The following is a 25,257-nucleotide window of genomic DNA, read 5'->3' as shown; positions in this document are numbered from 1 at the left end:
TGGCGGTCGACACGCGGCCAGTGTTCCACCGCCGCTGCGCGCGCGGGCGACGGCGTCCAGCACGCGGGCGGCGGGGTGCGGGCGGCCGGGCGTGGGCGGCGGACGAGCGACGCCCCCGGCACCCGAGGGGACGGGCGGCGGGGGCGTCGGCGTGGTGCGGGGTGGTGCGCGGCGCGGCTCAGTCGAGCGCGGCGTCCAGCGTGATCTCGGTGCCGGTCAGGGCCTTGCTCACCGGGCAGGTCGCCTTCGCGTCCTGGGCTGCCTGGAGGAAGCCGGCCTCGTCGAGCCCGGAGACCTCGCCGCGGACCTTCAGGGCGATCCCGCTGATCCGGAACCCGCCGGCCGGGTCGGGGCTCAGCGTCACGTCGGCGGTGACCTCGAGGGCGTCCGGCGTGCCGCCGGCCTCGCCGATCAGGGCGGACAGCTGCATCGCGTAGCAGGACGAGTGCGCCGCGGCGATGAGCTCCTCGGGGCTCGTGGTGCCCCCGGCCTCGTCGGCCGCGCGCTTCGGGAACGACACGTCGTACGTGCCGACCTTCGAGCTGGTGAGCTCCACCTGGCCGCCGCCCTGCTCGAGGGTGCCGTTCCAGGCGGTGCGTGCGGTGCGTGTGGGCATGTCGAGGGCTCCTCACGAGAACGGGTCGGGCGACCGGTCGGCCGCCGCGCCCCCACGGTAGGACGAGCCCGGCCGGGGCGCACCCGGCTGCCCGACCGACCGGGTCAGCCCGTGAACTCCCAGTGCCACGGCTCGGGCTTCGAGCCGGTGGCCCGCGCCCAGGAGGGAAGCGTCCAGCCGTACTCCTCGGCGTGGGCCAGCATCCAGTCGTGCTCGTCCGAGCCGAACCGGTAGGCGTCGCCGCCCAGGTCGATGGCCGTGCCGTTGCCGTGGTTGGACGTACCCGGCGTCGCGCACAGGCTGCCCTTCTGCTGGCGGCAGGCGACCTGCTGGCTGTACGACCGGTACGAGTCGGTGATGACCAGGTTCCGGCCGAACGCGGCGGCGAAGGCGACGTTCAGCTGCTCGAGGCTCTCGGCGGCGTCGGCGCGCAGCTGCTGGCCGGGGGCGAAGGCCAGGTCCGCCAGCGCGGACGCCGGGATCCGGCCGTTGTCGTAGGAGTCGAGGGAGGTGCGCTGGGCCTCCTTGCGCGCCTCCTCGGCCGCGGCCGCAGCGGCCGCGGCGGCCTCCTGCGTCTGCACGGTGACGACCTGGAGCTCGGCGGTGAGCGTGGCGACCCGCTCCGAGGCCGCGGTCAGGCGTGCGGCGGCGGTGTCGTCGGCGGTCGCCGACGACGAGTCGCCCGTGCCGGTGGTGGCGTCGGCGGTGGGCGCGGCGCCGGCGTCCGTCGTCGGGCTCACCTGGTCGGAGGTCGAGGTGGCTCCGCTCGCGGCGGCGGCGTCCGCCTCGGCGGCGGACGCGGCGGCTGCGGCCACCGCGTCGAGCCGGTCGCCGGCGAGCACGGGCGCGGGCAGCCGGGCCGGGAGCAGCGCGGTCAGCGCGGGCTGGGTCGACTGCGTCGTGGTGATGAGCGTGTCGAGGTCGGCGACCGCGGTGGTCAGGGCGGCCACGGCTTCGGCGGGCACGGCGGACGCGACCGCGTCGGCCTTCACGGTGTCGGCGCTCTGCACCGTCGAGCTCGCGAGCACCACAGCGGCCTGACGGGCCTCGACGACCTGCGGGGTGAGGCGCGGGCCCTGGGCGGCGGTGTCGGCGTCGGTGGTCGTCGTGGGCTGCTCGGTCGTCGCGGTGCGGTCGGCGGCGACGGGGGCGAGGGCGAACCCGCCCACGCCGAGGGCCAGGCCGACCGCGACCGCGCCCTGCGCGACGCGGGTCGCGCGGCGGCGCGGCTCCCGGCGGCGCCGGCGCTCGGCCCGGTTGGGCGCGGCGGGGACCGGGTCGGCGCGGTGGGAGCCGCGCTGGGCGACGTGGACCGCGCCCTGGCCGGCCCCGTGCACGGCACGGGCGACCGCGTGCGCGGCCGGCGGCAGGTCGCCGACGGCGACGGGGAGCGCGACCGCAGCGGGGTCCGTCGGAGCGGCAGGTGCGGCAGGGGCCGCCGCGGCCACGCGGGCGGCCCGCTCGGCGTCGGCGAGGCGGGCGGCGCGGCGACCCGACGGTGCGGGCGGCGGCGTCGACCCGGCCGGACGCGGGGCGTCGACGGGACCGGCGGCGCGCCGGCCGCGGGCGCGGGTGGCCGGTGCGTCGACGGGCGGGGTGGAACCGGGGGCGGAGGGGAAGGACGTCACGAGAGCGGGGGCTGCACCTTCGGTCGGGGTCGTCGGGCTCGACGCGGACGGCGTGAGCGCCGTCGCGGAGGGGGCGACGGAGGCCGGGTCCAGGGGACCTCGCGGAGCTGCGTGCCGGCCGGGGGACGTGCCCCGCGCGGCGGGCATGCGGTCACTCACGGGGGTCGACGCTAGGGAACGGACCTCGGCGTCAGGCGCGAGGGACGCGACCGTCACGCGCAGATCCCGTGACGATGGCACGGCCCGACCTTCACGGGATGCACACACCCGGACCGCTCGGTCGGGAAACTCGCTGGTCGCGGCCCCGCAGCCCCTGCGGCGGGTGACGAGCGCGGTCGAGGCCCGACGACGCCGTCGGACCGGGGATCGCGTGTGGCCCGCGTCACCCACTCTAGCGACGCCTGTGCGCCCGCTGGGCGAGCAATGTGTGGGGAAACCGTGACGAATCGCCCAGAAGTTTGTACCGTGAGCCCGCAGTCACCCATCCCATGACGGCCAGTCATGTGGCGGTGCCCGTCTGGACCTGCCCGAAGAACGGATCCCCCATGACGCGTCGCTCCCTGCGTGCCTCGTTCACCGTCCTGGCGCTCGCCGCCACCACCACGCTCGGGGCGGGAGGGGCCGCGGGCGCCGTCGGCCCGGCCCCCGCTCAGCCACCACGACCCCAGTCGCCGGGAGGTCTCGCGCTCGGCGCGGGCGACCCGGTCGCGTCCGACGAGGTGCTGGGCGGGTTCACCGGCAAGGTCGCACCCGACCTGGCCGACGCCGAGGGCGCCGTCACCGCGTTCGTGCAGCTCGACACCCCCTCCGGACTCGACGTGGCGGAGGACGGCGGCGACGCCGCGGCGGTCCAGGAGGCCACCGCGCAGGTCGAGCAGGTCGCCGAGCAGGTCGTCCCCGCCGAGCAGCAGCCCGGCGCCCGCGCCGCCGCCGCCGCGCCGCAGCGGATCGCCACCCTGTCGAACCTGGTGTCGGGCACGCTCGTCACGGGCGACGCCGCCCAGGTCCGCGACCTCGCCGGCTCCGACTCCGTGGTCGCCGTGTACCGCGTGACGTCGAAGACCGCGGACAACTCCTCCTCCGACGCGTTCACGCGCGCGCTGCAGGTCTGGCAGGACACCGGCCAGACCGGCGAGGGCGTGCGGGTCGGCGTCATCGACACCGGCATCGACTACACCCACGCCGCGTTCGGCGGCCCGGGCACGCTCGAGGCGTACGCCGCGGCCTACGGCGAGGACGGCACGCAGCCGGTCCCCGAGGGCCTGTACGACCCGACCAAGTACCTGGGCGGCTACGACTTCGCCGGCCCGCTCTACGACGCCGACCCGGACTCGGTGCTGCCGGGCGCGACCCTGACGCCCACCCCGGACAGCAACCCGATCGACAGCCTGTACACCTCGGACAACTCCGGGCACGGCACCCACGTCGCCGGCACCGCCGCCGGCTACGGCGTCCAGGCGGACGGCACCACCTTCCGCGGCGACTACGCGACGCTGACCGACCTGTCCGACTGGGAGGTCGGCCCCGGCTCGGCACCCGGCGCAGGGCTGTACGGCCTCAAGGTGTTCGGCGACATCGGCGGGTCGACCGACCTGACCGGCCTCGCCCTGGACTGGGCCGCCGACCCCGACGGCGACGGCGACTTCAACGACCACCTCGACGTGATCAACCTGTCGCTGGGCGCGTCCGCCGTCCCGTCGGACGACCCGGACAACCTGCTGATCGACCGCCTGTCCGACCTCGGCGTCCTGGCCGTGCTGTCCGCGGGCAACTCCGGCGACATCACCGACGTCGGCGGCTCCCCCGGCTCGGCGGCGTCCGGCCTGACCGTCGCGAACTCCGTCGGCAGCCCGCAGACCTACGACGGCGTCGAGGTGACGGCGGCCCCCGACCCGGCCCTGGTGAAGTCCTGGTCCGCGCAGAACTCGATCTCCTACACGGGCACCGACGACGTCACCGCCCCGGTGGTCTACCTCGGCGACGGCGTCGACGGCTGCGCGCCGCTCGACCAGTACGCCGCCCAGCTCGCCGGGAACATCGCCTACCTGTGGTGGGACGACGACGACGCGACCCGCGCGTGCGGCAGCGGCGCCCGGTGGAACAACGCCGAGGCCGCCGGCGCGGCCGGCGTGCTGATCGGCACGACGTCGACCGTGTTCTCGGCCGGCATCGCGGGCAACGCCACGCTGCCCGGCGCCCAGCTCACCGCCTCGTCCACCGCGGCCCTGCTCCCGGCCATCCAGGCCGGCGGCGTCACCGCGCACATCGGCCCGTCGCTCGCGGCCACCGTCGTGGTCGACGAGATCGGCGACGCCCTCAACCCCGGGTCCTCCCGCGGGGCGCACGGCTCGCTCGGCATCGCCAAGCCCGACGTGGCCGCGCCCGGCACGCTGATCTTCTCGGCGGCCTCCGGGACCGGGAACGCCGCGCACTCGCTGTCCGGCACGTCGATGTCCGCGCCGCACGTGGCCGGCATCGCCGCGCTCGTCCGGGCCACGCAGCCCGGCTGGACGCCCGCCCAGGTCAAGGCCGCGGTCATGAACACCGCGACGCACGACGTCTGGAACGGCCCCGGCCAGACCGGCGAGCAGTACGGCCCGCAGCGGGTCGGCTCCGGCCGCGTGGACGCCCGCGCCGCGGTCGCCGACACGGTGCTCGCGTACGCCTCCGAGGACCCGGACCAGGTGTCCGTGACCTTCGGCGTCGTCGACGTCGGTGCCGCGCCGGTGACCGTCCAGAAGACGGTCACCGTGCAGAACACGGGCACGGAGTCCGTCACGTACGACACCGAGTTCGCGGCCGCGACCACCGCCGGCGGCGCGACCGTCACCACCTCGCCCGCCTCGCTGACGGTCCCCGCCGGCCGGCAGGGCCTGGTCACGCTGACGCTCACCGCCGACCCGGCCACCCTGGAGCGGGAGCTCGACCCGACGTCGGCCGCCACCCAGGGCGGCGTGCCGCGCGAGTACGTGGCGGCGCTGTCCGGCCGGCTCGTGCTCACCGACGGCGACTCCGAGCTGCGGGTCCCGGTGCAGGCCGCCCCGCGCCTGGTCAGCGAGCTCACCGCCGACCCGCTGTCCTTCCCGGACGCCGCGACCGGCACCGCCCCGCTCACCCTGTCGGGCCGCGGCGTGGACTCCGGCGGCTGGACGTCGCTGGTCGCCCCGCTGAACCTCGGCGCCACCTCCCCGAAGCTCGAGGAGGTCCCCGGGTTCATCACCTCCGACTCCGCGGTCGCGTCCGGCGACATCCGCTGGGCCGGCTGGGCCTCCACCGCCCCGCAGCACGCGGCGGCGGGCGGCGACCCCGCGGACGGGTACCTCGGCGTCGGCATCGCCGTCGACGGGGACTGGGCCACGCTCGGCCAGGCCGTCCGGCCGGTCATCGACTGGGACGTCGACGGCGACGGCACGCCCGAGGCGCAGACGGTGGTGCAGAAGCTCAGCGCCGCCACCGACGTCACGGTCGCCGCGACGTTCGACTACGCCACCGGTGACACGCTCGACATCCAGGCGGTCAACGGCTACTTCGGCGACGTCGACACCACGGTGTTCGACAACTCCGTCCTGGTCGCCCCCGTCGGCATCGCGGCGCTCGGCCTGGAGCCGGGGCAGCAGCCGCAGGTCACGGTCTGGACGCTGTCGCAGTACGCCGCAGACCCGAGCGGGCAGGTCGACGCGACGGAGCCGTTCACGGTCGACCCGTACGACCCGCCGCTGTGGTTCGAGGCGGCCACGCCCGACACGCTCTGGTACGTCGGGGCCGACGACACCGCGATCACGACCCACCGGTCCACGACCGCGGCGACCCCCGCGCAGCTGCTCGTGCTGCACAGCCACAACGCCGACCCGACGACCCGGGCCCAGGTGCTCGACGTCGCCGTGCCGGCCGCGACCGCGACCACCACGACGCTCGCGGTGTCCGGCCCGAAGAAGGTCGGCTCCGACCTGACGCTCACCGCCACCGTCGCCCCGGCGGAGGCCACCGGCACCGTGTCGTTCCGTGACGGCGAGACCGAGGTCGCCACGGCCCCGGTCACCGCCGGCACCGCGACCGCCACCGCCCGGCTGGGCGGCGGCACGCACACGCTGACCGCCGTCTACACCCCGGACAGCGGCGCGTGGGCCGGCTCCACCTCGGAGCCGGTGACCGTCGACGTCAAGCAGGCCGGGTCGACCACCAAGGTCACGCTGTCGAAGAACTCCGGCGGCTACGGCTCGGAGGTCAGCGCGACCGTGACCGTCACCGGCCAGGGCGCGCTGCCCACCGGCACGGTGGAGATCCGCGAGCGCGACACCGTCCTCGCCACCGGCGAGCTCGTCGCCGGGGCGGGCACCGTCGCCACCGCGACGATCGCCCTGCCGCGGGACCTCAAGGCCGGGTCGCACACCCTGACCGCCGTCTACACGGGCAGCGCGGACGTCGCCGGGTCGAAGACCCAGCGCGCCTACCGGGTGCTCCCCGCGATCCCGGGCATCTCCCTGGAGACGGCGTCCTGGACCGTGTCCCGCGGTGCCACCCCCGAGGTGACGGTCACCGTGACCGGCGTCGAGGGCGGCCCCGTCGCCGGCGGCAAGGTCACGGTGCTGGCGGGGATCCGCCCGGTCGCCACGGTCGCGCTGACCGACGGCACGGCGACGGTCACGCTGCCCGCCGTCCGCGGGACCACCGCCGTCACCGCCCTGTACACGGGCGACGGCGGCTACAACCCGACCCTCGCGCTGGGGGTGCTGCGGGTGCGCTGAGCCCGGACGCGCGCGGGGTGCGGCCGGCTGCCGGGGGGACCGTCGGCCGCACCCGCAATCCGCGCGAGGGGGCGGTCGGACGAGCCGGGGTGATCCAGGCGCCGTCCGACCGCACCGCGGCCCGCCGGCCGCGGACGAGGGGGGTCACCGGGGGGCGGTGACCCCCCTCGGTGCGTCCCCGGCTCGCGTGCCTGCCTGCCTGCCTCCCTGCCTGCCTGCCTGACGAGAGGTCACGACACGCTGGGCGCTCGGGCCCGGCGTCAGCGTGTCGTGACCCCTCGTCGGCGGGGTACGGGTGTGCGGGTGGTCAGCGGGTGGCGAGGGCCGTCAGGACCCGGCGGACGCTGGACTCCAGGCCCCAGCGGGCGGTGAGGTCGACGAGTGCCTCCGGGTCGGCGGGCTCGCGCGGGAGCTCGAACCCGTCCGGGCCGCCGGTGACCTCGACCGCGGCGTCGTCGGCGACCCGGACCACCGTGGGGGCGACGTCGAGGTAGTCCGCGGCGTCGAGCAGGCGGCGGCGCTGGGTCGCGGTGAGGCCCTTGTCCCCCGGGTCGGCGGCCGCGGCGCGGACCGCGTCGAGCGTGCCGTACCGGCCCAGCAGCGTCGCCGCCGTCTTCTCCCCGATGCCGGCGACCCCGGGCAGGCCGTCGCTCGGGTCGCCGCGCAGGACGGCCATGTCGGCGTACGCGGCGCCGGAGTCCACGCCGTACTTCTCGCGGATCCTCGCGGTGTCGACGACCTCGATGTCCTTGATCCCGCGGATCGTGTACAGCACGCGCACGGGGGCGTCGTCGTCGACGAGCTGGAACAGGTCGCGGTCGCCCGTGACGACCAGCGTCGGCGACCGCTCCCCCGCGGGCCGGGCGACCTCGCGGGCGGTCAGGGTGCCGATGACGTCGTCGGCCTCGTACCCGGCGGCCCCGGCCCGCGCGATACCGAGCGCGGCGAGCACGTCGGCGATCACCGGGACCTGCGGGGCGAGGGTGTCCGGGACCTCCTCCACCGCGTCGGGACCGCCGGACCGCGCCGCGTCGGCGGCGTCGACCCCACCGACCACCCGGTGCGCCTTGTACGACGGGATCAGCGCGACGCGGAACTCCGGTCGCCAGTCCTCGTCCCAGCACGCGACGAGGCGGTCGGGCCGGTGGTCGGTCACCAGGCGGGCGATCATGTCGAGCAGCCCGCGCACCGCGTTCACCGGCGTGCCGTCGGGGGCCTTCACCGAGTCGGGCACGCCGTAGAAGGCCCGGAAGTACAGGGACGCGGTGTCGAGCAGCATCAGCGCGTGACGGTCGGCCATGCCGCCGAACCTACGCGACCCGACCGCGTCGCGGGCGGTGGACGGGCGCGCCCGCTCAGGTCGAGGCCCGCTCCACCAGCGACGTCGGCAGCGTGATGCGCGCGGGCTCCTCGCCCTCGACGACCTCGAGCAGCAGCCGGATCATCTCGGCCGCGATCCGCTCGAACGGCTGCCGCATCGTGGTCAGCGGCGGCTCGAGCGTCGCGGCCACGCCGGAGTCGTCGAACCCGCCGACCGCCACGTCGCCGGGCACGCTCCGGCCGGCGTCGCGCAGCGCGACCAGCGCGCCGGCGGCCATCAGGTCGGACGCGACGAACACGGCGTCGAGGTCGGGCCGCCGGTCCAGCAGCTCGCGCATCGCGGCCTGCCCGGACGCGCGGGTGTAGTCGCCGTGCGCGACGAGCTCCGGGTCGTAGGCGTCGCCGAGCGCGTCCCGGTAGCCGGCGAGCCGGCGCAGCCCGCCGGGGGTGTCCTGCGGGCCGGTGATCGTCGCGATCCGGGTGCGACCGCGGGACAGCAGGTGCTCGGTCATCCGGCGCGCGCCGCCGTGGTCGTCGGCGGACACCCAGCCGATCCGGTCCTCGTAGCCCAGCGGCTCGCCGCACGCGATCGTCGGCACGCCCTGGCGCAGCAGGTCCCCCACGACCGGGTTGCCGCGGTGCGAGGAGATCAGCAGCACGCCGTCGACGTGCCCGGCGGCGACGTAGTCGGTGATGCGGCGCCGCTCCTGCTGGGTGCCCGCGACCATGAGGAGCAGCGGCATCTCGCGGGCGGCCAGCGCCTCGGCGGCGGCGCGGAGCAGGATCGAGAACGTCGGGTCCTCGAACAGCAGGTGCTGGGGCTCGGTGAGCAGGAACGCCACCGAGTTCGCCCGGCCGGTCACCAGGCTGCGGGCGTGCTGGTTCGCGGAGTAGCCGGTGGTGCGGATGGCCTCCTGCACGGCGGCCAGCGCCTCCGGCGACACCCAGTGCCCGCCGTTGAGCACCCGGGACACCGTCCCGCGGGAGACACCGGCCGTCGCCGCGACGTCGCGGATGGTCGGGCGCCGTCGCGCGGTCGTGTCCACGACCCCTGACCTTACGGCTCCGCCGCGGGCCGGACGGCGCAGCGCGCCGGGTCCGGTCGCCGGCAGCGCGCCGGGTCCCGTCGCGGGCAGGGGGTGCCGTGGGCCCGTGCCGGGCGTCGGCACCCCCTGCCCCGTCATCGCCGGTCAGCCACGGGCCCGGCGGCGCACCAGGACCATGCCCGCCCCGAGGCCGAGCAGCGCGGCGGCACCCGCGAGGGCGAGCCCGACGGACGCCCCCGTGGTGGCGAGCGACCCGCCGGCCGCGAGGACCGTGACCGGGAGCTCGACCAGGAGCGTGCCCGCGGCGTCGCGCACCTGGAGGTGGTGCGTGCCGGCGGCGAGGTCCTGCGGGATCGTCACGGTCACCGTGGCGGTGCCGCCCACGACCGGCACCGTCGCCAGGCGGCGGTACTCGGACGCGATCCCGACCTCGACCTCGCCGGCGGGCAGGCCGGTCAGCGTGAGCGTCACGGGCTGGCCGGGGCGCAGCGTCGTCGACGAGGCGACGATGCCGGGCGTGGGTGCCGTCGCCCCGGGCGCGGGCGTCGGCGTCGGGCCCGGGGTCGGAACCGGCGTCGGTGCGGCGACGAGCCCGGCCAGCGCCGCGCGGAGCTGGTCCGCAGCCCCGTCCACGCTCGCCTGCGCGGGCGCAGCCGCCCGCAGCACGAACGCCGCCCGGTCGCGCGCCGCGTCCAGCACGGCGACCGAGCCGGCCGTCCACGCGGCGGGGTCGACGCCGTCGGCCTCGGCGACCAGCGCCCGCAGCGCGGCCGTGTCGACCGTCGCCTGGGCGGGGACCGCGACCAGCGCGACCTCGTCCAGCGTGCCCCACGCGCCGCCGCTGAGGTCGAACGACGCGGACACGACGACCACGCCGTCCGCCGCGACCGTGATCGGCGCGGTCTGCGGCTGCTGCCAGTTCACGAACCCCTGGAGCCGCGCGTCGGCGGACACCGACGAGATGCCGGAGCTCGCGACGACCCGCACGGTGTCCGTGGGGCCCGCGTCGCCGCCCTGCACCCGCGCGGACAGCCGGTACTGCCCCGGCGGCACGTCCCGCACCGTCTGCTCGACGGTGAAGGAGTACGGCGTCGCCGACCAGAAGTGCGTCGACCGGCTCCCGGCGTACGGGTCGTTCGTCGAGCTGATCGTGTACCCGGTGCCGGTGCCCGTCCAGGGGGCGGTGCCGGACTCGAACCCGGGGTTCACGACGAGGTTGGCGCCCTGGGTGGCGTCGGCCAGCACCGTGACCGTGGCGGTGGTCGGCTGGCCGTCGGCGGTGACGCCGTCGAACGTGTAGGCGCCCGGGCCGAGCACCCACGCGGGGTCGCCCTGCCACGTCACGGCCTGCTGCTCGGTGGTCCCGTCGGTGTACGCGACGCGGACGGTCCCGGGCAGCGCGACCGGGTCGCCCGCCGCGACGGTCAGCTGCGGCTGCTCCACGGCGTCCACCTGCCGCGGGGCCACGGAGCCGGTCCGCGCGTACTCGTACACCCGCAGGGACTCCAGGGGCGTGCCGTCGAACGCGAACAGGGCCTGGTTGTCCCAGCCGGAGCCGCCGTACTCGTCGGCCCACACCCCGCCGAGCGAGCCGTCGGGGTCGTAGAACTCCTGCGCGGCGGGGTTCGCCCAGCCCGAGCCGTGCTGCTCCCACAGGAGGCGGTTGGCGTCGACCTGGTCCGGCGGGCCGACCGGCAGCCACGCGGGCTCCCAGTAGAAGGTGCCGATGCCGCGCCCGCCGGACACGTCCGCGACGGCCTGCATGACGTCCCGGACCGCGAGGGCCTGGCCCTGCACCGACGCGGAGTACGCGGTCGGCACCGTGCGGACGGCGTTCGGGTAGCCGTCGCCGTCCTCGAGGGTGTGCACCCAGGACGTCTCGGCGACCGCGACCTCCTTGTCGTACGTGGTCGCGACGTGGTCGAGCACGGCCGTGAGGTTCGCGAGGCTGCCGTGCCAGAACGCGTAGTACGAGCTGAGGAACACGTCGTAGTCGACGCCGCGGTCGTCCAGCGCCTTCGCGACCGCCGCGTACTGCCCGGCGCGCTCCGGGTTGGTGAAGTGCACCGCGACCTTGACGTCCGGCCCGAGGGTCTCGCGCACGGCCTGCGACCCGGCCTGGAACAGCCGCGCGGTCCGGTCCCAGCCGGACTCGCCCGCGACCTCGCCGCCCGTGGTCTCGTTGCCGATCTGCACCATGCCGACGTCGACGCCGGCGTCCTCGAACGCCTGCAGGGTCTGCGCGGTGTAGTCGTGCAGGGCCTGGACGCGCTGGTCCAGGTCCATCCCCCGCCACGCGCGCGGCGACTCCTGCTGACCCGGGTGCGCCCAGAAGTCGGAGTAGTGGAAGTTCACCAGGACCTTCATGCCGGCCGCGGTGGCCCGCTTCCCGATCTCGACCGCGCGGGCCGCGTCCACGTCGCCGGCGCCGTAGCCCTGGGTCGGGTCGGTGCTGGCGAACGGCTCGTTCCACACGCGGATCCGCGCCCAGTTGACGCCGTTGTCCGCGAGGACCTCGAACAGGTCGGCCGGCTGGCCGCCGAAGTCCCGGAACACCACCCCGGACTCCTCGAGCGACAGCACGCTCGAGAAGTCGGCGCCGTTGATCCAGTCCGGGCCCATCCCGTCGACACGCGGCACCGTGATGCCCGCCGGGACCGGCTCGGGCACTGCGGCCGCGGCACCGGCGGCCCCGGTCGTGGCTCCGCTGGTGGCCGCCAGGGCCAGCACCGCGGCCAGGGCGGTGACACCCAGGGCCGTCCGTCGTCGTGGTCTCGTCGTCACTGACGTGTCCTTCCGGTCGTGGTGGATCGCCCCGGGGCGCACCGAGCGCCCCGGGGTCGTGCCGTGCGGTGGTGCGGCGGGCGGGTCAGCCCTTGACCGAGCCGGCGGACAGCCCGCCGACGATGTAGCGCTGCAGCGACAGGAACAGCGCGAGCACCGGGATCGAGCCGATCACCGCGCCGGCGGCGAACAGCCCCCAGCGCGAGGTCAGCTGGTTCGACACCCACTGGTACATGCCGACCGCGAGGGTCCAGTTCTCCTCGCTGGTCAGCACGATGCGGGCGAGGATGAAGTCGCCGAACGCGGAGATGAAGGCCAGCAGCGCGACCACGGCGAGGATCGGGGTCACCAGCGGCATGATGAGCCGCCAGTAGATCTGCGCGTGGCTCGCACCGTCGATCCGGGCGGCCTCGTCGATCTCACGGGGCACGGAGTTGAAGAACCCGTACATGAGGAACGTGTTGGCCCCGAGCGCCCCGCCCAGGTAGACGCAGATCAGCGCGACCCGGGAGTTCACGCCCAGCGCCGGCACCACGTTGCCCAGCGCGATCAGCAGCAGGAACACCGCGACGAACGCGATGGTCTGCGGGAACATCTGGATGATCAGCAGCGCGGTCAGCGAGACGCGCCGGCCCCGGAACCGGAACCGCGAGAACGCGTAGGCCGCCGCGGCGCCCATCAGCACCGCGCCGAACGCCGCGACGCCGCCGATCAGCAGCGTGTTGGTGACCCACGTCCAGTACATGGTGTCGCCGAGCGCGGCGAAGTTGTCCAGGCCGATCCGGCGGAACAGGCTGCTCGACCCGGCGAGCGAGCCGGCGGGGTCCAGCGCCGCGGACAGCGCGTAGACCAGCGGGAACGCGGCGTAGAACACGATGACGACCGCGACCGGGTACTTCCAGCCGATGTCGGCCCACCAGCGGGCGCGCCGGGTGCGGGTGCTGCGGACGGCGACGTCGGCCATCTCAGATCTCCTCGAGCTTGCGGGTCCGGCGGAACGCCAGGGCGGAGATGATGCCGATCACGACGAACACGACGATCGACAGGGCGCTCGCGAGGCCGTAGTCGGCACGGCCGCCCGACACCCCGGAGATCTGGTAGATCGCGGAGATGAGGATGTCCGTCGAGCCCATCGGGGTGCTCGCGCCGGGGAACGCGGGCCCGCCGTCCGTGAGCATGTAGATGATCGTGAAGTTGTTGAAGTTGAAGGCGAACGAGGCGATGGCCAGCGGCGCGGTGGACACCATGAGCATCGGCAGGGTGATCGACCGGAACTGCCGCCAGCGGCCGGCGCCGTCGACGCGCGCGGCCTCCATCACGTCGCCGGGCAGCGCCTGCAGCGCCCCGGTGGTGACGAGGAACCAGTACGGGTAGCTGAGCCACAGGTTGACCCAGAGGATCGCGAGCTTGGCGAGCCACGGGTCGCTGAGCCAGCCGATGTCCGCCCCGAGGAAGAACCACTCGTTGACGACCCCGAACTCGGAGTTGAGCATCCCGCGCCACAGCAGCGCGGACATGAACGCCGGGAACGCGTACGGGAGGATGAAGATCGTCCGCAGCACCTTGCGGCCGCGGATGCGCGGATCGTTGTAGATCAGCGCGAACAGCAGGCCCAGCCCGAAGCTGGTGAGCACGGTGAGGGTCGCGAACGCGAACGTCCACATCGCCACCTTGGCCAGGGGGGTCGCGTACGTCGCGTCGGTGAACGCCCGGACGAAGTTGTCGAACCCGACGTTGACGTACCAGCCGGCGGCGAGCCGGTCGCCGTCGGGGCTGACGAACTGGCCCCGGTCGCTCGCGGAGTACACGACTCCGGTCTCGGTGTTCGTGATCGTCTCCGCGTCGGCGTCCCAGACCAGCCGCGACGTGTAGACCCCGGCGGTCGCACCCTCGCGGGTCCGCAGCGAGCCGTCCTCGGCGTCGTCGGACACCGGCACCCGCAGCGCCACGACGGCGGCCTGCAGGTCGGCGTCGGAGAACAGCTGCGCCCGCGGCACGACCTCCCAGCCGGGCACGGACGCGGGGGCACCGCGGTCGTCGAGCTGCGCGCCGTCGACCGCCTCGAGGGGCTGCTCGGCGGTGCCGACCAGGACCTCGTCGGCCTCGGCGTCGGCGACCGCGAAGCCGAGCACGTCGCCGTCGCGCACCACCGCGAGCGGGTACTGCGGGGAGTCCTCGACCTCGCGCTCGTCCTGGATCAGCGCGGCGTCGACGGCCTGCTGCATCGAGCCGAGGTGGCCGGTGCCGTAGTTCGTGAACGCGACGTACCCGGTGTACCCGAGCGTGAAGACCTGGAACACGGCGAGGAACACCAGGCCCGGCAGCAGGTACTTCAGCGGGACGGTCCGCCGGGCGAAGTACACCCAGTCGGCGACGACGAGCAGCAGGACCAGCAGGCCCAGCACCACCCAGGCCTCGGCGTGGTACGCCGACAGGATCGCGGTGACGCCGGCCGCGTTGACCAGCATCATCAGCAGCAGCTTGGCGACGAACCCGCCGCCGAGGCCGCGCCAGTCGCGGGCGTGGGGCTCGCGCGGCGCGTCGGGCTCCCCGGGCGGGGTGCCGGGCGGACGCTCCGCTGTGCGCTGGCCGACGGACATCGTTGCTCCTCGTGCGGGTGGGGGTCGTGCGGGTGGGGCCACCGACGGGCGGGGACGTGCGGGACGTCCCCGCCCGCCGGCGGGTCGGGCGTCGGGGGCGGTCAGCCGCCGATCGTCGACTCGATGCTGCCGATCGCGGACGTCCAGGTGGCGTCCGGGTCCTGGCCCGTGATGAGCGCGATCTGCGCGGCGTTCCAGTAGTCCCACACGGCGCCCATCTCGGGGATGTTGGGCAGCGGGACGCCGTTCTGCGCGGACGCGAGGAACCCGGCGATGATCGGGTCGTCGGCGACGTCCTGCGCCACGGCGGTGAGCGCGGGGATGCGCGGGTCGGCCTCGTACAGCGCCTGCTGCGCCTCGTCGGTCGCGACGTAGTTGGCGAGGAACTCGTTGGCGAGCAGCGCGTTGGACGACTGCGCCGACAGGTAGAAGCCCTGCACGCCCACGAACGGCGCCGCGGTCTCGCCGCCGGCCGACGGGATCGGGTTCACCGCGACCTCGACGCCTGCGTCCTGGAACGTGGGGATGGTCCACGGGCCCTGGACGATGAACGGCGACTGGCCCGAGGCGAACAGCTCGTTGCCGATGTCGTAGTCGACGGTGTCGGTGAAGTAGCCGGTGCCGGCGGAGCCGTTGGCCTGGATCCACCGGGCGTAGGCCAGGCCGGCCTCGCCGCCCATGCCGACCTGGGTCGTGTACGAGCCGTCCGCGTCCTGCTCGAACACGGGGGCGCCGAACGACGTCTGGAAGGCGTACGACGTGTACATGTCGCCCTCGGCGCCGTTGGTGTAGAGCACGAACGGCCGCTCGGCGAACCCGGCGTCGGTCGCCATCTGGATCATCTCGTCGAACGTGGCCGGCGGCTCGGAGCCGACGAGCGCGACGTTCTGGATCAGCGCGACGGACTCCTGCGCGTACGGCAGGGCGTACAGCTGGCCGTCGTAGGTGAAGGCGTCGACCGTCACCTGGTCGAAGTCGTCGGCCCGGGCGCCGAGGCTGATCGTGTCGACCACGCCGGACTCCACGAACTCGCCGAGCCAGTCGTTGGCGCCGACGGTGATGTCCGGGCCCTCGCCGGTCGGGACCTGGGCGAGGAAGTCGGCCCGCAGGTCCTCGAAGTTCTTCTGCACGACGGTGACGGTCGCGCCGGTGTCGGCCTCGAAGTCGGCCGCGGCGTTCTTGATGGCCTCGGCGCGCTCGGCGTCGGACCAGATGACGAGCTCGCCGGCCGCGGCGTCGGCCGCGGGCGCGGACTCCGAGGTCGAGGGGGCGGGGTCGCCGCTGCACGCGGCGAGGAGGGCGACGGTCGCCACTGCGGCGACGCCGGCTGCGAAGTGCCTGCGCATGTGTTCGTCCTTTCAGGGGGGTCGCCGCGTCGCGTCGTCGCGTCGTTGCGACCCGGGGTGGGTGCGGGGGTGGAGCGCCCCCGCCAGAGGCCCCGGTGCACGGCCGTGCCGGCCGTGCGCCGGGAGTCGGTCAGCGACCACCCCCCGGTGCGGTCGCCGACGTGCGGAACACCGCGACGTCGCCCGGCGCGAGCCGGTAGGAGCCCTCGGCGACCGTGTCCGAGAGCAGCTCGGTGCCGACCACCTCGAGGGTGGCGGCGTCCTCGCGGTGGTTGACCGCCACGAGGTAGTCGTGGTCCGCGCCGTGGCGCGTCATCAGCTCGACGCCGTCGCCCGGCGCCGTGGGGGTCACGCCCGCGTCGGCGTAGACCGCGGCGAGCACCGGGGCGAGCGCGGCCACGCCGAGGCGGGTGCTCACGTACCAGCCGGTGCCGGCGCCCAGCGCGTGCCGGGTCACGGCGGGCAGGCCGTCCGCGGGGCCGCCGCGGTACGTGCCGCGCACCTCGGCGCCGTCGAGCACCAGGTGCTCGCTCCACACGTCCGTGGGCAGCAGCGTCCCGTCGAGCTCGACGTGGGCGGTGTCCTCGCCGCGGATCGGCAGCAGCTCCTCGACGGCCACCCCGAGCGCGGTGCGCAGCGGCGCCCCGAACCCGCCCTCGTGGACCGCGTCGTGCTCGTCGACGACACCCGAGAAGCAGGAGACCAGCAGCGTGCCGCCCTGCTCGACGTAGCCGGTGAGGTTCTTCGCGGCCGCGGCGGTCAGCAGGTAGGACGCCGGGGCGACGACGAGCCGGTACCCCGACAGGTCGTCCTCCGGGTGGGCGAAGTCGACGGGCACGCCGTCGCGCCACAGCCGCTCGTAGTAGGCGCGGACGCGCTCGCGGAAGCCGAGCTCGTCCGAGGGGCGCCACTCGAGGTCCTGGGCCCACAGGGACTCCCAGTCGTACAGCACGGCGACGTCGGCGCGGACCCGCGAGCCCTGCACCTCCGCCAGCCGGCCGAGCTTCTCCCCGAGGTCGACGACCTCGCGGAACACCCGGGAGCCGGTGCCGGCGTGCGGCAGCATCGCGGAGTGGAACTTCTCCGCGCCGGACCGCGACGCCCGCCACTGGAAGAACATGATCGCGTCGGCGCCGCGGCCCAGGTGGGTCAGGGCGTTGCGGTGCATCTCCCCCGGGCGCTTGGCGATGTTGTGGCCCTGCCAGTTCACCGCCGACGTGGAGTGCTCCATGAGCATCCACGGCTTGCCGCGCGCGACCGAGCGGGTGAGGTCGGCGGCGATGGCCAGGCCGAGGTGCGCGTCCCGGTCCGGCGACCACAGGTAGTGGTCGTCGGACACGATGTCGACCTCCTGCGCCCAGCGCCACAGGTCGGTGTTCCAGGACTGGTGCGCCATGAAGTTCGTGGTGACCGGCTGCGCGGCGTGCGCACGGATCGCGTCGCGCTCGGCGCAGAAGGACGCGCGCAGCTGGTGGTCGGTGAACCGGGCGAAGTCGAGGCGCTGCGCGGGGTTCGGCGTCGAGGCCGTCGCGGCCGGCGCGCCCACGTGCTCCCAGGAGCCGTAGACCTGGCCCCAGAACGCGGTCCCCCACGCGGCGTTCAGCGCGTCGAGGGTGCCGTACCGCTCGCGCAGCCACTCCCGGAACGCCGCCACCGCCGCGGGCGAGAAGTCCTCGCCGACCGGGGCGCCGTACTCGTTGTGCACGTGCCACAGGACGACGGCGGGGTGGTCGGCGTACCGGCGGGCCAGCTCCCCGGCGACCCGGACGGCCGCGGCGCGGTACTCCGGCGAGCTCGGCGAGACCATGCCCCGCGAGCCGGGGCCGAGCGCGACGCCGTCGCGGGTGACGACCCGGGCGTGCGGGTACGCGTCGTAGAACCAGGCCGGCGGCGCGGCCGTGGGGGTGCCGAGGTCGACGGCGATCCCGTTGCGGTGCAGCAGGTCCAGCACGTCGTCGAGCCAGCCGAAGTCGAACTCCCCCTCGCGCGGCTCGAGGAGCGCCCACGAGAAGATCCCGACGCTGACCAGGTTCACCCCGGCCTGGCGCATCAGCGCGACGTCCTCGTCCCAGACGTGGCGGGGCCACTGCTCCGGGTTGTAGTCGCCACCGTAGGAGATGCCCCCGGTCGGCCAGCCGAACTCCGTCATGCGTTCCCGCTCCCTCGCGTTGCCTGTGCACGGTCACAGTAGGCACAGGGCGCGCGGCGGCGGAAGCGGGCGGCGTCGGTCGTGACCGAACTGTGATCGTGCACGGCCGCACACAGCCCGCGCACAGCCGACCGCCCCGCCCCTCCCGCGCCGCGCACCTCCCGCGCCGCGCACCTTCCGCGAGGGCGCCGGGTCGGGGCAGTGCGGGGGTGAAGGTGCGGGGTGCGGGGGTAGGGGGTGGGGGGCGGGGGGGGTGGGGGTGCCGGGGGGGTCAGGGGCGGGTGGCGAGGGCGGCCAGAGTGAGGGCCGTGGCGTCCTCCGCGAGGGCCGCCGGCCAGTCGGGGGCGCCGCGCTGCGCCACCCAGCCGCGCCACGCGGCTCCGCCGACCGTGCCGACCAGCGAGAACGCCGCCGCGGTCGCCGCCGGTAGCCACACCGCGCGGCCCCGCTGCCGGGCGAGCGCGGCACCGCCGAGCGCCGCGGCGAGCGCCCGGCTCTGCGGGCCCGGTGGGACGACGCGGCTCGGGGCGGACGGCAGCTTGTCGCCGACCAGCTCGCCGACGACGCCGAGGCGCGCGACCGTGCGGGCGACGGCGCCCCGGGCCGGGTCCCGCAGCGTCGGGGCCGCGAGCGCCAGCGACGCCCGGCTGCCGGCGGCGACCCCGAGCAGGGCGCTGCGCAGCCCGAGGCCGAGCAGGCTCACGGGCGGCAGGCCGGGTGCGCCGGCGCCGGCGTGCGCGGCGACCGGGCCGGGGCCGGCGGCCGGGCGGTGCCGGCCGTGGTGGACGTGCGGGCGGTGTCGACGGGCCATGTCACGACCGTCGCCCCGACCGGGACGGACGGCAACCCGGGGACGCGCCCGGGCACACACCCGGGCACACGCCCCCGCGGGCGACAGCGGGGCGCCGGTGGTGCCCCTCCGGCACCACCGACGCCCCGCTCCCCCGCGTCGGCCCGGCCACCCTCCGGCCGGGCCCCGCCGTCAGCCGGCGAGGTCGAGCGCGCTCTCGTCCACCGCGATCGCGCTCCACGTGGAGCCGTCGTCGGCGGTCAGCTCGTAGGCCGGCACGAGCACCGCGGCGCCGTCGGCCTGGGTCACGAGGCTGAGGCCGAGCCGCGCCTGCGTGATGGTGACCTGCTGGACGGGCCACGACAGCGCCGACCCGGGCGCGACCGTGGGCGGCACGGTCGGGTCGGACGGCGCCGGGGCCTCCTGCGTCGTCATCATGTCGTCCGCCACGGCGCCCTCGCGTGCCAGCGGCATGACGCCGCCGTAGCCCGCGCCGAACCGCGGGTCGTTGAGCCGGTCGACCGCCGAGGCGGCGCCGATCACCGGGTACTCGCCGAGGTCGACGAGCGTCGCCAGCGACCCGTACAGGGACTGCACCCCGTCGTCGACCAGCGTCACGCTCCAGGTCACCCCGCTCTGCTGGCCGTCGACGACCAGCGCCGCGCTCACCGTCGTCATCGTGGTGAGGTCGCCGGAGTCCAGCACCTCGTACGCGAACGCGTCCGGGTCGAGCCCCAACGACCCGAGCAGCTCCCGGACCTGCCCGACCGCGGCGTCACCGGTCGGGGCGTCGCCCGGCGCCGGGTCGCAGGCCGGCAGCCCGGCGGGGTCGGTGGGCAGCGCGGGCTCCAGCACGCCCGGGTCGACCGGCGCGACGTCGGGCTGCGCGCCGGACGCGTCGGGCGTGTCCGTCGCCGACGCCGTGCAGGACCACGGGTCCCGGGACGGGTCGTAGTAGCTGATGCTCGCCGTGCCGTCGGGCTGCAGCGACAGGCTCGGGCCCGAGCCGTCCGCGGCGCCGACCGACCAGGACCCGTACTCCTGGCGCGGCTCGCCCGGGACACCCAGCACGCCCGCCACCCGCGCGGCGGTCTCGGCCGAGAACACCGCGGCGGCGTCCAGCGCCCAGGCGTGCGCCGCCGTGGCGTCGTCGGACAGCCCGGCGGCGGTGAACTCCGCGCGCATCCCGAACCCGGGGGCGATGCGCAGGTCCGCGGTCGCGCCGCCCGCCGCGGACAGGGCCTGCTCGGACGCACCCTGCCCGGTCATCGGGGCGACGCCGCCGGGGGCGGGCAGCGCGATCGGCGCGCCGACGCCCGTGCCGTCGCCGCCACCCGTCGCGCCGACCGCGTAGCCGCCCGCACCCGCGAGCAGCGCGGCCCCGACGCCGACGGCGGCGACCTGCAGCCAGCGCGCGCGGCGGCGCGGGGCGAGCTCGGTCACGACGCCGTCGGCCGGGTCGGCGTCGCCCCCGACCGGCCCGGACCCGTCCGTGGCGGCGCGGCGCGCGACCTCGGCCCGCAGCGCGGCGGTGTCGAGCCGGGCGTCGGCGGCGGGGTCGGCGGCCCGGAGCCGGGCGAGGGCCTCGTCGTCGGGCGACGTGCCGTCCGGGTGCTGCGCGCGGTGCTCGTCCACGGGGTGCCTCCTGGTGTCCTGGCGCCCCACCGCCGGTGGGTCGGGCGCGTCCACCCCGTCTGTGTCCCCCGGTGCGCGGACCTTGCACGCGCGGTGCGGTCAGTCCGTGCCCCACGCCTCGCGCAGCCGGGACCGCGCGCGGGACAGGGCGGCGTCGGCGCCCCCGCGGGAGATGCCGAGCACCACGGCCAGGTCGTCGCCGCCCAGCCCCTCCCACGCGGTGAGCAGCAGCACCTGCCGGTCGCGCGCCCCGAGGCGGCCCAGCACCTCGCGCACCCGCTCGTCGCGGACCGCGAGGACGGCGGGGTCGGACGGGTCGGGCTCGTCGGGCAGCTCCGCGACCGGGACAGGCCGGCCCTTGCGGCGGTGGTTCGCGAGCACGTAGCCCGCGGTCCGGTACAGCCAGGCCAGCTCCATGCCGTCCGGCACCTCGTCCCGGCGGCGCCACGCGACGGTCAGCACGTCGGCGGCCAGGTCCTCGGCGTCGTCGCCCGCGCCGCGGCGCAGCAGGTAGCGGTGCACGGCGGTCGCGTGCCGGGCGAACAGCGTCTCGAACCACGCGTCGTCCCGGCACGGCGCGCCGTCGGTCGCTCCGGCGGCCGGCTGGTGGCTGCTCTGCACGGGGATCCCCTCGGGTCAGGAAGCGGCGCCTGGTACGGCTCCTGCCCTCACTGTGTCGCGTCGGGCCCCGGCCTTGCAGCCCACGCGACACCGGTCAGCGCGGCTCCGGCCCGACCGGGGAGATGCCGAGCTCGTGCACCAGCAGCAGGAACGCCCGGCCGTACGGCGTCTGCGCGGTCTCGCGCCGCACCCGGTGCCAGTCGACCTGCTCCCGCAGCGCCCGCACGATCGCGATCATCCGCGTGAAGTCGCAGTAGTGCTCGCCCAGCACCCGCATCTTCGCGGAGATGATGTCCGTCGCGTCCAGCACCGGCATCCGGACCGCGAGCACCTCCATCACGTCGCTGCGGTCGAGCATCTCGCGGGTGATCGGCTCGCCGACCATCCGGAACAGCACGTCGACCAGCGCGCCGTGGTGGAACGCCTTGAACAGCCAGTTCTCCGCCGGCTCCCGGACCTCGAGCCCGGCGGCGGCGAGCGCCTCCTGGGCGCGCGGCACGTCCTGCTCGCTCACCGCGAAGTCCGCGTCGTGGCTCGGCTCCGGCGCGCCCCGCGCCCACGCCGCGTACCCGCCGACCAGGGCGAACGGGATGCCGGCGTCCTCCAGGGCGACGGCGGTCATCCGCAGGGCGTCCTGCAGCGCGGTGCGCGGGTCGGGCGGTGCCGCGGCGCCCGCCTGCACGCCCGCGGTGCCGCCCGCGGGCCCGTCGCCGGCGGGCGGGGAGTCGGAGGTCATGGCGAGGATCGTGCCCGACGACGCGCGCATCCGCAGGGCGACGGGAAGAATCGGCGCGTGCGACTCGCGACGTTCAACATCCTGCACGGCCGTGGCCTCGACGACGGCCGGGTGGACCTCGACCGGTTCACCGGCGCCGTGCGCGGGCTCGACGCCGACGTCCTCGCGCTCCAGGAGGTCGACCGCGACCAGCCCCGGTCCCACCAGGCCGACCTGACGGCGGTCGCGGCGGAGGCGATGGGCGCGCCGCACCACCGGTTCGCGGCGACGCTCCACGGGCACCCGGGCACGTGGACCGCCGCCACCGGCGAGGACCAGCCCGCGATCGCCGCCTACGGGATCGCGCTGCTCAGCCGGCACCCCGTGTCGGCGTGGCGCGTGCTGACGCTCCCGACGCTGCGCCGGCGCGTGCCGATGATCCACCGCGGCAACCGGCGCCCCTCGCTCGTGCAGGACGAGCAGCGCGTGGCGCTCGCCGCCGTCGTGCAGAGCCCGGACGGGCCCGTGACCGTCGTCGCGACCCACCTGACGTTCATCACCGGCTGGAACGTCGTGCAGCTGCGGCACCTGGTCCGCGCCTGCCGCGCGCTCCCCCGGCCCGTCGTGATCACCGGCGACCTCAACCTCGAGGGCGCGACGCCCGCCCGGGTCACCGGCTGGCGCTCCGCCGGGCTGGCGGACACGTTCCCCGTCGACGCGCCGACCCGGCAGATCGACCACGTGCTCCTGGACGGGGACGTCGCGCCGACGAGCGCGGCGGTGTCCGTGCACACCGGGATGTCCGACCACCGCGCGCTCGTCGTGGACCTCGCGGTGGGCCCGGGGGCGCGCGACCGGCGCTGAGGCCGGGTCAGTCCGTCTCGGGGTCGACCAGGAACCACACCGTCTTGCCCGCACCCTCGTGCAGGTCGACGCCCCAGGTGCGCGACAGCGCCTCGACCAGGGCCATGCCGCGGCCGCTGACGGCCGTGGGCGCCGGGTGCTGCACCTGCGGGCGCACGTGGCTCTCGTCGGTGACGGCCACCCGCACCCCGCGGTGGTCGATCCGCACCGCGACCCGCACCCGGCCGTGCTCGGGGCCGTGCACGACCGCGTTCGCCACGACCTCCCCGGTCAGCAGCTCGATCACCTGGTTCGCGGAGCCGTCGACACCCGCCGCGGCGACCCGGTGCATGATCCAGTGCCGGGCCGCCCGCGGGGCGGATCGACGGGCGTCGAGGACCAGCTCGTCGTGCTCCGCGCGCGCGTCGGCGCGCCGCTCTCCCGGTGCCGATCGGAGGTCCCTGACATCACCCACCCGCCTACTGTGCCCGACGCGACGGCGGTCTGCCGCGCGAACGACACGCCGACGCCGGGTGGAACGGCGACTCCGGGCCGTACCGTCGCAGGCACGCACCGTCCCGCAGGAGGCCCGTCGATGGCAGCGCACCCACCCGCCGCGCCTGCGCTGACGCTGCGCAGCACCGCCGGTCGCGGCACCCTCCTGGCGACCGTCCTCGGGTCCGCGCTGGTGTTCCTCGACGGCACCGTGGTCGGCATCGCGCTGCCCGCGATCGCCGCCGATCTCGGCGCCACCACCGCCGGCCTGCAGTGGACCGTCAACGGCTACGCGCTGACCCTGGCGGCGTTCCTGCTGCTCGGCGGCTCGCTCGGCGACCGGTTCGGCCGGCGGCGGCTGTTCCTGGTCGGCACGGTCGCGTTCGCGGCGGCGTCGGTGCTGTGCGCGCTCGCGCCGACGGTCGGCCTGCTGATCGCCGCGCGCGCGGCCCAGGGCGTCGGCGGCGCGCTCCTGACGCCGGGCTCCCTGGCGATCCTGCAGTCGTCGTTCGCCGCCGGGGACCGGGCGAAGGCGATCGGCGCGTGGTCCGGGCTCGGCGGCGCGGTCGGCGCGGTGGCCCCGTTCCTCGGCGGCTGGATCGTCGAGCAGGCCGGCTGGCGCTGGGTGTTCGGCATCAACATCCCGCTCGCCGCGCTGGTGGTCGTCGTCGCGCTGCGCTGGGTGCCGGAGTCCGTCGACGCGGAGTCGACCGGCGGGCTGGACGTCGTCGGCACCGCCCTGGCCGCCGTCGGCCTGGGGGCCCTGACCTGGTCGCTCACCGCCTGGTCGGAGGCCGGCACGCTGGACGCGTCGGTGGGCGCCGTCGGGCTCGCCGGGCTGCTCGCGCTCGGCGGGTTCGTGGTCGCCGAGCGCCGGGTGCGGCACCCCGCGCTGCCGCTCGGGCTGTTCCGGTGGCGGCCGTTCGCGGCGGTCAACCTCGCGACGCTGCTGGTCTACGCGGCCCTGTCGGGGATCTTCTTCTTCCTGCCGATCACCCTGCAGGTCGTCACCGGGTGGTCGCCGCTCGCCGCCGGGATCGCGTCGCTGCCGGTGACGCTGCTGATGCTGCTGCTCTCGGCGCAGGGCGGCGCGCTCGGCGCGCGCATCGGGCCGCGGATCCCGATGACCGTCGGACCGCTGCTCGCCGGGGCCGGGGCGGCGCTGCTCGGCGGGATCGGGGCCGGGACGACCTACCTGACCGGGGTGCTGCCGGGCGTGCTGCTGGTCGGCGCCGGGCTGGTGCTGACGGTGGCGCCCCTGACGTCCACCGCCCTGGCCGCGGCACCCGACCACCTCGCGGGCGTCGCGTCGGCCACCAACAACGCGGTGTCCCGGGTCGCCGGGCTGCTCGCCGTGGCGGTGCTGCCGCTGGTCGCGGGCGTCGGCACCGGCCTGTCCGACCCCGACGTCCTCGCCGGCGCCCACCCGGTCGCGATGCTCACCTGCGCGGGGCTGATGGCCGCGGGCGCGGTGGTCGCGGCGGTCGCGATCCCGACGTCGGCGTCCGCGGTGTCCCCGCCCCCGCCGTCCCCGTCCCCGCCGTCGCCGTCGTCCCCGTCGCCGAGATAGGACCGTCGCGCCGAGACAGGGCGGCGGACGGCCCTACCTCGGCGCGGAGGTCCTGTCTCGGCGCACAGGGAGGGGTGTCAGTGGGGTTTGGCATCATCGCGGGATGCCCGACTACGTCGCCCACCTCACCGTCCCCGACGTCCCCGACGACGAGACGCGCGCCGGGATGGGCGACGCCCTCGGCGCGCTGCGCGACGACGCCCCGCCGGGGTTCGTGGGCCCGGCGCCGGTGACGTTCGACCTGCGGGGCGAGGCCCCGGACCTGGAGACCGCGGTCAGGGCCGCGCACACCCACGCGGCGGAGATCCTCGACGACCTCGCGTTCGAGGTGACGGTGGACGTCCTGGGCTGAAC

18 protein-coding genes are annotated in these 25,257 nt (G+C 76.0%); 4 read left to right on the top strand and 14 right to left on the bottom strand.

The annotated features are described in order from the left end of the window. Positions 1-178: 178 nt before the first annotated feature. Positions 179-616: an OsmC family protein gene (locus ACFVXN_RS01005; RefSeq protein WP_389225900.1), complete on the bottom strand. Its 438-nt coding sequence runs from the start codon at positions 614-616 to the stop codon at positions 179-181. A gap of 104 nt (positions 617-720) precedes the next feature. After that, entirely contained in the window at positions 721-2,244 is a 1,524-nt protein-coding gene (locus ACFVXN_RS01000) for a D-alanyl-D-alanine carboxypeptidase family protein (RefSeq protein WP_389225897.1), read from the bottom strand. Positions 2,245-2,789: 545 nt separating this feature from the next. Here ACFVXN_RS01000 and ACFVXN_RS00995 point away from each other — a divergent pair. Beyond that, complete coding sequence (locus ACFVXN_RS00995; RefSeq protein ID WP_389225894.1) at positions 2,790-6,989, top strand: S8 family serine peptidase; 4,200 nt, start codon at positions 2,790-2,792, stop codon at positions 6,987-6,989. 307 nt (positions 6,990-7,296) lie between these two features. Here ACFVXN_RS00995 and ACFVXN_RS00990 read toward each other — a convergent pair whose 3' ends face one another. From ACFVXN_RS00990 to ACFVXN_RS00940, 11 genes are all read right to left on the bottom strand, one after another. After that, complete coding sequence (locus ACFVXN_RS00990; RefSeq protein ID WP_389225891.1) at positions 7,297-8,289, bottom strand: 5'-3' exonuclease H3TH domain-containing protein; 993 nt, start codon at positions 8,287-8,289, stop codon at positions 7,297-7,299. Positions 8,290-8,344: 55 nt separating this feature from the next. Then, positions 8,345-9,355, bottom strand: coding sequence for a LacI family DNA-binding transcriptional regulator (locus ACFVXN_RS00985; protein ID WP_389225888.1), 1,011 nt, complete (start codon positions 9,353-9,355; stop codon positions 8,345-8,347). Between the two features lie 144 nt (positions 9,356-9,499). After that, positions 9,500-12,139 (bottom strand): glycosyl hydrolase 53 family protein, encoded by a 2,640-nt coding sequence (locus tag ACFVXN_RS00980; protein ID WP_389225885.1) that lies wholly within the window; start codon positions 12,137-12,139, stop codon positions 9,500-9,502. Between the two features lie 85 nt (positions 12,140-12,224). Next, positions 12,225-13,103 (bottom strand): sugar ABC transporter permease, encoded by an 879-nt coding sequence (locus ACFVXN_RS00975; RefSeq protein WP_389225882.1) that lies wholly within the window; start codon positions 13,101-13,103, stop codon positions 12,225-12,227. A 1-nt stretch (position 13,104) separates the two neighbouring features. Further along, entirely contained in the window at positions 13,105-14,739 is a 1,635-nt protein-coding gene (locus tag ACFVXN_RS00970) for an ABC transporter permease subunit (RefSeq protein WP_389225879.1), read from the bottom strand. Between the two features lie 101 nt (positions 14,740-14,840). Further along, a complete protein-coding gene (locus ACFVXN_RS00965) occupies positions 14,841-16,085 on the bottom strand; it encodes an extracellular solute-binding protein (protein ID WP_389225875.1) in 1,245 nt (414 codons plus the stop codon). Between the two features lie 130 nt (positions 16,086-16,215). Then, positions 16,216-18,234, bottom strand: coding sequence for a beta-galactosidase (locus ACFVXN_RS00960; RefSeq protein ID WP_389225872.1), 2,019 nt, complete (start codon positions 18,232-18,234; stop codon positions 16,216-16,218). Positions 18,235-18,505: 271 nt separating this feature from the next. Further along, complete coding sequence (locus tag ACFVXN_RS00955; protein WP_389225869.1) at positions 18,506-19,045, bottom strand: hypothetical protein; 540 nt, start codon at positions 19,043-19,045, stop codon at positions 18,506-18,508. Positions 19,046-19,216: 171 nt separating this feature from the next. Continuing rightward, positions 19,217-20,659, bottom strand: a complete 1,443-nt coding sequence (locus tag ACFVXN_RS00950) for a hypothetical protein (protein ID WP_389225865.1) — start codon at positions 20,657-20,659, stop codon at positions 19,217-19,219. Between the two features lie 99 nt (positions 20,660-20,758). Further along, complete coding sequence (locus ACFVXN_RS00945) at positions 20,759-21,280, bottom strand: RNA polymerase sigma factor (protein WP_389225862.1); 522 nt, start codon at positions 21,278-21,280, stop codon at positions 20,759-20,761. 94 nt (positions 21,281-21,374) lie between these two features. Continuing rightward, positions 21,375-22,016: a nucleotidyltransferase family protein gene (locus ACFVXN_RS00940; protein WP_389225859.1), complete on the bottom strand. Its 642-nt coding sequence runs from the start codon at positions 22,014-22,016 to the stop codon at positions 21,375-21,377. 57 nt (positions 22,017-22,073) lie between these two features. Between ACFVXN_RS00940 and ACFVXN_RS00935 the strand changes: the two genes are divergently transcribed. Then, complete coding sequence (locus tag ACFVXN_RS00935; protein WP_389225856.1) at positions 22,074-22,859, top strand: endonuclease/exonuclease/phosphatase family protein; 786 nt, start codon at positions 22,074-22,076, stop codon at positions 22,857-22,859. 7 nt (positions 22,860-22,866) lie between these two features. On the opposite strand, the gene ACFVXN_RS00930 is transcribed toward ACFVXN_RS00935, so the two are convergent. Next, positions 22,867-23,313: an ATP-binding protein gene (locus tag ACFVXN_RS00930; RefSeq protein ID WP_389225853.1), complete on the bottom strand. Its 447-nt coding sequence runs from the start codon at positions 23,311-23,313 to the stop codon at positions 22,867-22,869. Positions 23,314-23,433: 120 nt separating this feature from the next. Between ACFVXN_RS00930 and ACFVXN_RS00925 the strand changes: the two genes are divergently transcribed. Both ACFVXN_RS00925 and ACFVXN_RS00920 read left to right on the top strand, forming a co-directional pair. Beyond that, positions 23,434-24,903 (top strand): DHA2 family efflux MFS transporter permease subunit, encoded by a 1,470-nt coding sequence (locus ACFVXN_RS00925; RefSeq protein ID WP_389225850.1) that lies wholly within the window; start codon positions 23,434-23,436, stop codon positions 24,901-24,903. 103 nt (positions 24,904-25,006) lie between these two features. Continuing rightward, the gene (locus tag ACFVXN_RS00920) at positions 25,007-25,255 is read left to right on the top strand and encodes a hypothetical protein (protein ID WP_389225847.1); all 249 of its coding nucleotides are present in this window, start codon (positions 25,007-25,009) and stop codon (positions 25,253-25,255) included. Positions 25,256-25,257 lie beyond the last annotated feature (2 nt).

It is taken from the genome of Cellulomonas sp. NPDC058312 (assembly GCF_042880135.1).
Classification (GTDB): Bacteria; Actinomycetota; Actinomycetes; order Actinomycetales; family Cellulomonadaceae; genus Cellulomonas.
Note: the sequence above shows the minus strand (reverse complement) of the source record. Positions and strands in the feature narration are given on the sequence as shown.